Source organism: Dysgonomonas sp. BGC7, from assembly GCF_001261735.1.
In the GTDB taxonomy this organism is placed as follows: domain Bacteria; phylum Bacteroidota; class Bacteroidia; order Bacteroidales; family Dysgonomonadaceae; genus Dysgonomonas.
Window position 1 is genome coordinate 116,604 of record NZ_CVRP01000011.1, and the last position, 11,398, is coordinate 128,001.

At 37.9% G+C, this 11,398-nt stretch carries 8 protein-coding genes and 1 pseudogene; 7 read left to right on the plus strand and 2 right to left on the minus strand.

Going from position 1 to position 11,398, the window contains the following annotated elements:
• Positions 1-11: 11 nt before the first annotated feature.
• The 3 genes from BGC7_RS12125 to BGC7_RS12135 all read left to right on the plus strand — a co-directional run bounded on the left by BGC7_RS12125 (position 12) and on the right by BGC7_RS12135 (position 5,450).
• Positions 12-1,019, plus strand: a complete 1,008-nt coding sequence (locus BGC7_RS12125; protein WP_050701863.1) for a DUF5017 domain-containing protein — start codon at positions 12-14, stop codon at positions 1,017-1,019.
• 139 nt (positions 1,020-1,158) lie between these two features.
• Entirely contained in the window at positions 1,159-2,361 is a 1,203-nt protein-coding gene (locus tag BGC7_RS12130; protein ID WP_050701864.1) for a glycoside hydrolase family 88 protein, read from the plus strand.
• Positions 2,362-2,381: 20 nt separating this feature from the next.
• Positions 2,382-5,450 carry a chondroitinase family polysaccharide lyase gene (locus tag BGC7_RS12135; RefSeq protein WP_050701865.1) on the plus strand — a complete coding sequence of 1,023 codons (3,069 nt, stop codon included), beginning with the start codon at positions 2,382-2,384 and terminating at the stop codon, positions 5,448-5,450.
• A 109-nt stretch (positions 5,451-5,559) separates the two neighbouring features.
• Here BGC7_RS12135 and dnaB read toward each other — a convergent pair whose 3' ends face one another.
• Both dnaB and BGC7_RS12145 read right to left on the minus strand, forming a co-directional pair.
• Entirely contained in the window at positions 5,560-7,032 is a 1,473-nt protein-coding gene (gene dnaB, locus BGC7_RS12140; protein ID WP_242034390.1) for a replicative DNA helicase, read from the minus strand.
• A gap of 216 nt (positions 7,033-7,248) precedes the next feature.
• Positions 7,249-8,241: a gliding motility lipoprotein GldB gene (locus tag BGC7_RS12145; RefSeq protein WP_050701867.1), complete on the minus strand. Its 993-nt coding sequence runs from the start codon at positions 8,239-8,241 to the stop codon at positions 7,249-7,251.
• 95 nt (positions 8,242-8,336) lie between these two features.
• Here BGC7_RS12145 and BGC7_RS12150 point away from each other — a divergent pair, with 95 nt between their 5' ends.
• The 4 genes and pseudogenes from BGC7_RS12150 to BGC7_RS12165 all read left to right on the plus strand — a co-directional run.
• Entirely contained in the window at positions 8,337-8,684 is a 348-nt protein-coding gene (locus BGC7_RS12150; RefSeq protein WP_050701868.1) for a hypothetical protein, read from the plus strand.
• Positions 8,685-8,743: 59 nt separating this feature from the next.
• The gene (gene tsaD, locus BGC7_RS12155) at positions 8,744-9,760 is read left to right on the plus strand and encodes a tRNA (adenosine(37)-N6)-threonylcarbamoyltransferase complex transferase subunit TsaD (protein ID WP_050701869.1); all 1,017 of its coding nucleotides are present in this window, start codon (positions 8,744-8,746) and stop codon (positions 9,758-9,760) included.
• A gap of 17 nt (positions 9,761-9,777) precedes the next feature.
• A complete protein-coding gene (locus tag BGC7_RS12160; RefSeq protein WP_050701870.1) occupies positions 9,778-11,013 on the plus strand; it encodes a M48 family metallopeptidase in 1,236 nt (411 codons plus the stop codon).
• Between the two features lie 134 nt (positions 11,014-11,147).
• A pseudogene (locus tag BGC7_RS12165) lies at positions 11,148-11,398 on the plus strand (hypothetical protein); the annotation flags it as partial.

Below are 11,398 nucleotides of genomic sequence, written 5' to 3' on the forward strand. Positions count from 1 at the left end.
ATAGAAATATTATGCGCAACAAAATATATTTATTGGCAGCTTATACATTTGCCCTATTGTTAACAGCATGTGATAAAAGGCTCGACGAAGATGTAAAACTAGATATGAAAGTAACATCGGAAGAAGCATATAATATCGGAGATACTTTGGTGGTAAAAAGATCAACAGACGTTGTCTTCAACTTCTCAGGGAATCCCGATTTTATAACATTCTATAGTGGAGAAAATGGTCGAGAATATAGTAAACGTCATCTGACCGAGTCTCCAGTAGACCAAATTACTTCACGACTGGAATTGGCTACAAAAACACAATATGGCTCTAATGCCACTGTAGCCGGCACTCTGAAGGTTTATATATCAACTGAGTTTACAGGCATGGTAAAAAACAATAAAAAAACAGACTCTATAGCTGTAGAAAAAACAAACTGGATAGACATAACTGATTTATGTCAAATACCTCAAAAACCGGGAGGAGCATCTCCTCGTGTGAACGTTCCGTTAGACCAATATTTAGGTAAGCAACGATTAACTGTTGCATTCGAATATCATACAACAGATAATTCATCAGCTCAACCTGTATGGGAAATATACGATCTTAAAGTAGTGAACACTCTAATATCGAATGGTATCGAATCCAACATCAAAGCTGTTAATATGGGTTTTACGCCTCTCGATATGTATGCTGTAGGAAATGCAGCTTATAATACTGTAAGTGACCAAACTCCTGGTGTTTGGAATGTTAGTAATATTTCCAACGCTTCCGATCCTAAAATAAGAATCCACTCTACTTCGACCGGAGGTATTCTAAACCACGACTGGCTTGTATCTAACCCCTTTATTATCAACGCTCGTACTCCTGATTCGGGTATAGGAATTAAAACGATAACTACAAGACTGGATAGCTACAAATATCGTTACGATACAACAGGCGTTTATGTAGTGACTGTGATTGGACGTAATAGTAATTTCGAGTCAACATCGGAAGTAGTCAGAGAGGTTGTACTAAAAGTAATAGACTAACAGTTTTCAAAGTTTATCTTTAATCAGATTTTTTATAATGCCGGATATTCAAATCAATGGTTACCTGTTATATCCGGTATTATAAAGAGAGACTATTACCCTATAAAAAACTAATTTTTATATATTTGAAAAGAAACACATGAAAAAATTCTTATTAATCGCAAGTATATCTTTTTTGATATTTTCATGCAATACAGACAATAAAACATCAGAAACGTTTACTTGTCAAAAAATTACAGAAAACGTAGATATTGCATCACAACAATTAGGTTTTCAAGTAAAACTTATCGAAGAATCAGGAAAAATTCTAAATCCGAGGACTGTCTACAATAACAAAATAGAATATATTCCGATAGACGACTGGACAAGCGGTTTCTTTCCAGGTAGTATGTGGTATATGTACGAACTGACCAAGGATGAGAAATGGAAAACAACAGGAACGAAATATACAGAAGCTCTGGATTCAGTCAAATACCTTAAATGGCACCACGACATAGGTTTCATGATATATTGCAGTTATGGAAATGCTTATAGACTCACTCAAAACCCTGCTTATAAAGATGTAATTATTGAAGCAGCTAAATCTCTTTCTACTCGTTTTCGTCCGGCTGCCGGAGTCATCCAATCGTGGGACGAAGACAGAGGATGGCAAGGGACTAAAGGCTGGATGTGCCCGGTTATTATTGATAATATGATGAACCTCGAACTTCTTTTCGAAGCTTCCAAAATGGCTAACGATACTACATTCAGGCATATTGCCATCAGCCATGCAAATGCGACAATGGAACATCAATATAGAAAAGACAACAGTTGCTACCATGTAGTAGACTATGATAAAATAAACGGAGATGTAAGAGGTAAATGTACAGCACAGGGGTATGCCGACGAATCGGCATGGGCTCGTGGTCAGGCATGGGGATTATACGGATTTGCAGTATGTTACAGAGAAACAAAAGATCCTCGTTATCTTGAAATGGCAGAAAAAATTTATAACTTTATATTCAATCATAAAAATATGCCTGCCGATCTTATTCCATACTGGGATTTTGATGCGCCAAATATACCAAACGAGCCCCGTGATGCTTCGGCAGCTGCCGTAATAGCATCAGGACTGTATGAGCTTAGCGAATATAAACCAGAATATAAGAAAACGGCAGATAAGATTATGGCTTCTCTATCCAGTGACGCATACAGAGCAATAGTAGGCACTAACGGTAATTTCATTCTGATGCACTCGGTAGGTAGTATTCCTCACGATGCAGAAATAGACGTTCCACTCAACTACGCCGATTACTATTTTCTTGAAGCACTAATGAGAAAAAGAAATCTGGATTGTAAATAATTATTATACAGCAAGACATAATGAATTTTTGGAAAAGTATATTTACGGTTATCATTCTCATTGTTCCATACGTATGCCACTCTCAAATAGTGCAAAGCGAAAGACTTCTATCATTTGAAGAAAAGGAAGTTCCGTCCTTCATCTCATGTAAGCAGTCTGACTTAAAAATATCTGACAAGCACTACAAAGATGGACAAAACTCTTTACAGTGGACATTCGAGCCAAATGCTACGTTAAGTATAAAAAGAGATTTGAAATTCGAGAAAAAAGATCCTAGTGGAATCGACACCTATCTCTCTACTTTTATAATATGGATTTATAATGAAAATCCGATAGACGATTTTATACAGTTCGAGTTTCTTAAAGATGGGCGTAAATATACTTCTTTCCCTTTTCGCATCAATTATTCGGGTTGGCGTGCAGCATGGGTATGCTACGAACGCGATATGGCAGGTTCTCCTAAAGAAGGTATGAACGAAATAAGAATTACAGCTCCAGACGTAAAAGGAAGCTTGTATATAGATCACTTACTTACAGCTGCAAAAATGGACAGACGCCATCAGACAGCCGATCAGCAAGTACCTTTTGTGAATGCAGAGACTAATAGCCATTGGCTCGTAGTCTTGAAAAGATCACTATTGAAACCGGATATACAACTGAAGAATGTGGTATCTTCTGAGCAACGAAAAGAAATTAATGAGATAGAATCTCGCTTTAGAGAGCTGATATACACCCCCTCTTTGTTCAAAGATAAAGACATGCAGGATATACGGCAAACCTATCTAAAATATGACATAAAATATACAGATGGAAAAATAAGCGGATTACCTATCTTTTTTAGCAGAGCAGCCGAAGCCTACGAACGACTTATCCCTAATTGGGACAAGAATATGATAACACAGCAAGGAATAGAGGTAAAAGACTATTTCGACTTCATGAATCGAGTTGCCACAGGATACAATAATGCTAAAGATGCTGAGACAAAAGAAGAATTGAAGAATATTTTTCTCAATCTCTACGATCATATTACCGATCAAGGCTTTGTATATGGCAGTTGCCTAGGAAATTTCACCCATTATGGCTACAGTTTTCGTAATCTTTATACTGCATATTTTCTGATGAAAAACGTGTTGTCTCTGTCCGGCAAATTGGAACAAGCAAGACAAACAATGCAGTGGTATGCTATGACCAATGAAGTATATCTGAAACCATCTATGCCGGGAATGGATATAGACTCGTTCAACACTGTTACAAGCGGACGAATGGCTAGTATTCTCATTATGAACGATTCTCCTGAAAAGGTGCAGTATCTTAAATCTTTTTCGAGATGGATAGATAATGGTTGTCTGCCTGCACCCGGACTAGCAGGTTCTTTCAAGTCCGACGGTGCTATTTTTCATCATTGCAATAATTATCCGGCGTATGCGGTAGGAGGCTTGACCGGAGCAACAGATATGATTTACGTATTAAGCAATACCGAGTTTTCCGTATCGGAAATTGCACACCAAACAGTAAAGAATTCTCTTCTTACAATGCGTTTCTATTGTAACAAAAAACATTTTCCGCTATCAATGTCAGGGCGCCATCCTGATGGTAGAGGGCAGCTTGTTCCTATCCATTTTGCCCGTATGGCAATGGCCGGCACACCCAACAAGCAAAAGGTAACAGATGAAGAAATGGCCGCAGCCTTTTTACGTCTGGCAGGAGACGACTCCAATAGCGATATTCCTGAGTATGTACCGAAAACACTTAATAGAACAGAAAAGAGCATATATGAATCTTTGGTAAAGAAAGATATTAAAGCAGAAGAAAATCCGAGAGGCAACATCGCCTTGGGATATGGCTGTATATCTGTTCAACGCAGAAGTAACTGGGCAGCAGTAGTACGTGGACACTCTCGTTACCTGTGGGCTGCCGAACATTATATCAAAGAGAATCTTTATGGAAGGTACTTGGCACATGGCAGTTTACAAATAATGACCGCGAAGGGCAAGGAGACTGTAACTCCCACTACCAGCGGCTGGCAACAAGAAGGATTCGACTGGGGGCGTATACCCGGAACGACAGCAATCCATCTCCCTGTAGAACAGATAAAGGCCAATATACTGAATGTTGATACATATTCAGGATTCGAGGAAATGCTATATTCGGATGAAGCTTTTGCCGGAGGAATATCTCAAAAGAAAGAGAATGGAGCATTTGGGATGAAGCTCCACGAACATGATAAATACAACGGTTCGCACAGAGCACGCAAATCATATCACTTCTTCGACAACAAAATAATATGTTTAGGTACAGACATCGAAAACAACAATGCGAACTATAATACCGAAACGACAATATTTCAGTTAGCAGTAACAGAGAAAGACAACAATTATTATCGGAACGATAATTTACTAAAAGACAATTATATAGTCGATCACATTGGCACGGGTTATTATATTCCTAGCAAAAAGAATAAAGACTATATACGCTTCGAAAAGAATTCTCCTCAATATTCCCGAAAGCAGAATACAGGAGAAGAAACCGAAGGTAATTGGGTTTCATTAACGATTGATCATGGTAAAGTTCCCAAAGGTAAATCTTATGAGTATGTAGTTATTCCCGGCACAGAAGAAAACGTAATGAAAACATTTGCGAAGAAACCTGACTACAAAGTATTGAGACAAGACAGGAATGCACATATAGTAAAAGACATAATTTCTAATACAACTTCATTTATTGTTTTCGAAACACTGGATAGAATAAAAGAGGGCATTATTGAAAAAGTGGATACAGCATGTTTGATTATGTTGAAACAAGACAAACAACAGACGATACTGACTGTATGCAATCCTGATTTAGCTCTTTATAGAGGAGCTTCGGATGAGGCTCTCGATAAGAATGGCAAACGAACAGAACGTAGTATCTATTCACGCCCTTGGAAAGATAATGAGAGTAAAGAGATTCCTGTTAGAATAACATTGAAAGGCAAATGGAATATAAAAGAAACTCCAAATTGCAAAGTATTAAACAGTACTAAAAAAGAGACTGTTCTACAATTTACATGCAAAGATGGGAAGAGTTATGATGTAGAAATCACCAAATAAACCTTATCTTATGCAATCAAAAAAAAGACCGGATAGTTGAACTGTCCGGTCTTTTTTTATAAGCTTTTTCTCTATTCCATCCATCGTAAAATGCAATGAAAAGATAATATCAAAACGGAACAAAGTCGTTCCCTCCTCCCGACATAGGATCAAATCCTGCTGAAACGGAAGAGGATGGATTTGCGTCTGTATTTATTTTAGATGTAAAGTTCTGACCTGCACCAAAATTATAGTCATCATCAACATTCTGGAATCGGGCAAACTCACTCTTAAATCTCAACAGTACATCTCCTGTGGCACCATTACGGTGTTTTGCAATAATGATCTCAGCTAGCCCGATAAGAGAGTTTCCCTTATCGTCCTCCAGTATTTTATAATATTCGGGGCGGTGTATAAAGCAGACCATATCGGCATCCTGCTCAATAGCTCCCGATTCACGTAAATCCGACAACTGAGGGCGTTTACCTTCCGCTCCTGCACGACCTTCAACTCCACGATTGAGCTGCGACAAGGCAATGATAGGAATATTAAGCTCTTTGGCAAGACCTTTCAATGAACGGGATATCATACTCACCTCTTGCTCGCGGCTACCGTAATTCATACCACTTGCGTTCATCAACTGCAAATAGTCAATAATTAACATCTTGATACCATGCTCACGTACCAAACGACGAGCCTTTGTCCTTAACTCAAACACAGACAAACTCGGGGTATCGTCTACAAATAATGGAGCCTCATACAATTCTTTTATCTTAAAGTCGAGTTGTTCCCATTCATAAGGTTCCAGACGTCCGTTCTTAATCTTTTCGCCCGGTATCTCGCAAGTATTCACTATCAGACGATTTACCAACTGCACGTTCGACATTTCGAGAGAAAACAATGCTACAGGATATTTGTACGAAACAGCCATATTTTTTGCCATAGATAAAACGAATGCCGTTTTTCCCATTGCCGGACGAGCTGCTATAATAACCAAGTCGGAGTTTTGCCAACCCGATGTCATTTTATCCAAAGCCGTAAATCCCGTTTGTAAGCCACTAAGACCATCCGAACGACTAGCGGCTTTATCAAGCAAATCCAACGCTTCCTTAATGACAGGGTCTATCTGGGTAAAATCTTTTTTTACATTACCCTGCGATATTTCAAACAAACGAGCTTCAGCTTCTTGCATAAGATCGTCTACATCGGAGGTTTCGTCAAAAGCTTTATTTGTTACCTGCGAAGAAAAAGATATAAGCTCTCTCGCCAAATACTTTTGTGCAATAATGCGGGCATGGAACTCAATATGTGCAGCAGACGCCACTTTCTCTGTTAGTTGTGCTATATAAACAGGACCTCCAACAGCTTCCAATTGGCCTTCCTTTTTTAGTTCTTCTACTACAGTAAGCATGTCGATAGGAGCCTGACGCACAGCCAGACTCAGTATTGCATGATATACTATTTGATGTATTGTATCGTAGAAGCTTTCAGGCTTCAAAATATCACTAACAAGCGAATAAGCATCTTTTTCCAACATTAATGCACCCAGAACAGCTTCCTCCAGCTCCCGAGCTTGAGGTTGTATTCTTCCTATATCGGGCATTAAGTTGGTTTCTTTCGGTTTTCGCCTTCCTTGATTTTTATTATTATTTGCGTCAGCCATTTATTAGAAATGTATCTTCTTATTTTTTACTCAAAGATAAGAGAAATAACCCTTAATTCAATATTATATTTTTAAACAGGTTGTTAATAACTTTAGTGCCCAACTCACGTTAGATAAGTAGAGGAGTAAGAAAACAGTACACTTTTTTTGAATTAATCAGGGGTTATATTTTGCTTCTTTCAATATTGTTTGAGCATCAGTATTAAGTATTTCTTGTAATGATGCGTTTTTCTTTTTAGCGTATTGGTTCACGATCTGCCAACCCAGCCAGCATCCTACCCTACCGGGAGATTCGGGTGAAACAATCGACGTATGAGCAGCATCATTAACAAAACGTGTAATCACCATATTATCAGCAGAAAACAAATAATTTTGCTTAACAACAGTCTGCCACAGTATTTTCTCATTTTGTTTACACCATATCAATTGATCTTCTGAGTATCCGATATAATATCCATCTTCCTTTTGGGGAAGTAACATAGATAGTGCATACAAGGTCTTTCCTTCGGCAATTATAGTTGATAATAAATTTTGCTCCTCTGTTCCCATTTTCACGACATCGCTCATTAGCCATGCTTTCAGATAATCGCGTGTTATATATTCGGGCTTCATCTGCTCACGTTCGTATACTTGAAAAAACTCTTTATACATCGAATACTCACTACCCAGATATTTATCTATAGATATGGATATAAGATTATTCAAGACAATCACATTTTCTCTAAATCCTGATACATGCATAGCCAATTCGGGCAGTTTACGACCAGACAAATATTGAGAAACAAGAACATTGGCCTCACTAAGCTCTTTTTCATAAGTACTTACATCGGTATAGTGTGACTCGGCATCTTTATAGATCTGCATAAGTATAGGATGAGAAAAATATTCTCTCAGAGACGGATAGAATGTAACAGGATCGCTGTTGTCCATCGCTATTCTTCCAAAGGCAGGGAGCAATAAAGGATATTTCTCTTTTAGTGCAGCTTCTTTAATCGACTCAGGATGCTCTAAATACTCATATACTTCTCTATCGAAACGAACTATTACAATATCTTCTTTTTCACCTAAGCCGTTCTTTTCCTTTGTAGTTCCCGAACAGCCGACAAATGAAACGACCGTAAATATTATGAGATATATTATATTTTTCATTTGACCATATTAAAATAAGTTCTTTGCGAAGGTAATTATATTTCTTAACTTTGTATGTCTTAACATTAACTATAAAATTATAAACGAAAAAGATTATGCTTTATTTCAAAAGTTCTGACTACGAGTCGTCTGAAAGATTCGTTTACTCATACTCCGGCTGTTCAGTTGACGAATTAGAAAAAGCTGTAAGCGATTCCTTAATTTCGCTAGGTTATAAACACTTGGGAAATGGTGTTTTTGAAAAAGGAAGTCGCACTATGCGCTTACTTTTTGGCGCATTTTGTAAATATTTCAAATTTCAGATTGCTATAGATAGCAACAATCCTGAACTATTGAAACTTGAAATAAAAAAAGCCTCGACCGGTGCTTCCGGAGGTCTTATCGGTGTTAATCAAATAAAAAAAGAAATGGAATACATGAAAAAAGTATTTCAAACAATATAACGTATTCGGGTGTTTATATACATCTTGATTTTTTTAAATAAAAAAAGGCATTATACCAAATGGTAACTATACTTGGCATTGAATCTTCCTGCGACGACACTGCTGCGGCAGTAATACAGGATGGGGTTCTTCTATCTAATATTATATCCAGTCAGAAAGTACACGAAAGCTATGGTGGAGTAGTTCCCGAGTTAGCTTCAAGGGCACATCAACAGAATATAATCCCTGTAGTAAATGAGGCACTGAAGAAAGCCGGCATAAACAAAGAAGAACTTACGGCCATAGCCTTTACTCGTGGGCCGGGACTGATGGGGTCGTTGTTGGTTGGTACTTCCTTTGCCAAAGGATTATCTTCGGCTCTTGATATTCCGATGATAGACGTAAACCACTTGCACGCACATGTGCTGGCGCACTTTATCAAAGAGAATAAAGAAGACGATAATCAGCCGAAATATCCGTTCCTATGCCTATTGGTTTCGGGTGGAAACTCACAAATAATTCTGGTCAAGTCGTATAAAGACATGCAAATTATCGGGCAGACAATCGATGATGCTGCCGGAGAGGCTTTCGACAAATGTGCGAAGGTGATGGGACTAGGCTATCCCGGAGGCCCTGTTGTAGACAGACTTGCCAAAATAGGAAATCCTGATAAGTTTAAACTCAACAAACCTCATATACAGGGTTACGACTATAGCTTTAGCGGACTAAAAACTTCTTTTTTGTATCTGCTAAGAGATGAGCTGAAAAGCAATCCTAATTTTATAGAGGAGAATAAAGAAGATCTGTGCGCATCTCTTCAGAAAACGATTATAGAGATACTGATGGATAAATTACTAAAGGCAGCAAAAGATCTAAAGATAAATGAAGTAGCTGTGGCGGGAGGTGTTTCGGCAAACTCTGGCTTACGCGCCGCATTCGAGGATCATGCAAAGCGTTTCGGATGGAAAATTCATATACCGCCATTCGGATATACTACAGACAATGCAGCCATGATAGCCATGACCGGGTATTTCAAGTATGAAGATAAAGAATTTTGCCCGATGGATGCTGCCCCATTCTCGAGAGTAGTAATGTAAAGATTTTAAATTATAGAATGCTTCACGGAAACGTTTACTTCCTGCTCATAATCTTTATAGTCGTTTTAGACTTCGTATGGACTCAATATTTGGCTTATCGTAACCGAAGGCTCATGAGTACTGTTATTCCTCCTCAGCTGGAAGGGATATACGACAAAGGCGATTATACCAAACAACAAGAATACCAGAAAGTAAACAGTAAGTTGGGGCTCTATACCAGCCTCGTTTCGTTCTTAGTCCTATTAATTGTACTGACACTCGGTCTTTTCGGGTGGCTCGACGACCTGTTGAGACAATACATAAGCAATGAGATACTACTCACTTTAGCTTTCTTTGGCGTTATTTATATATTAAACGACCTAGTTACTCTCCCACTCGATTATTATTCGACATTTGTAGTAGAAGAGCGTTTCGGATTCAATAAAAGCACAAAAAAAATATTCTGGCTCGATCAGTTGAAAGGCTTATTATTAACCATCGTTTTAGGCGGAGCCATTCTGGCTCTTATCACATGGCTTTATCAAAGTCTGGGCGAATACGCATGGTTATATGCATGGGGGACAATCACAGCCTTCTCTCTGTTTATGACATTATTTTATTCCAATATCATAGTACCACTATTCAACAAACAAACACCACTAGAGCAAGATGATCTGAGAGATGCAATAGAATCTTTTGCCAACAAAGCCGGATTTGCCATTAATAATATCTATGTAATGGATGCCTCCAAAAGATCGACAAAAGCCAACGCATATTTTACAGGATTTGGAGCAAAAAAGCGAATAGTATTGTTCGACACGCTAATAAACGATCTTTCTACTGACGAAATCGTAGCCGTACTAGCTCACGAAGTAGGGCACTACAAAAAGAAGCATACTCTGCAAGGAATGACTATATCTATTTTCTATACAGGCGTTGTTTTATTTCTGCTGTCACTTCTTCTCTACAATCATGATATAGCCATGGCTTTGGGTGGAAAAGAGACTTCTTTTCATCTCGGACTAATTGCATTCTCTGTCCTATTTACTCCTGTATCTCTCTTTCTAGGTGTATTTTCGAGCATGTTAAGTCGCAAGAACGAATATCAGGCAGATGCATATGCCGCCAGCTTCGGACTTGCAGCACCACTTATCAGCGGACTAAAGAAACTATCAGTTAAATCGCTAAGCAATCTCAACCCCGATCCTTTATTCGTTTTTTTCCATTACTCACACCCTACCCTTCTGCAAAGAATAGAAGCTTTGAAGAAATAAATCATTAAAAGTTAAACCTTCGTAAATAAAAAATGTCTACATTAGTATAGCAGATTGATGTCTAATTTTAATACATTACATCTATGAAATACTATCTAGCCATAACTATTGCGATTCTCTTATTTTCTACAAGGATGTCTTCTCAAAACAGCGAAAGAGTTACTGTAAAAAAAGATATTTTTGGGAATACGATTATAGAAGACAATAAAGGGAATAAAAAAACAATCAAGAAAGATATTTTTGGAAACACTATTATCGAAGATAATAAGGGAAACAGAGAGACAATTAAAGAGGATATTTTCGGAAATAAAATTATAGAAGACAACAAGGGTAACAGAAAAACTATAAAAGAAGATATTTTCGGGAATACGATCATAGAGGATAA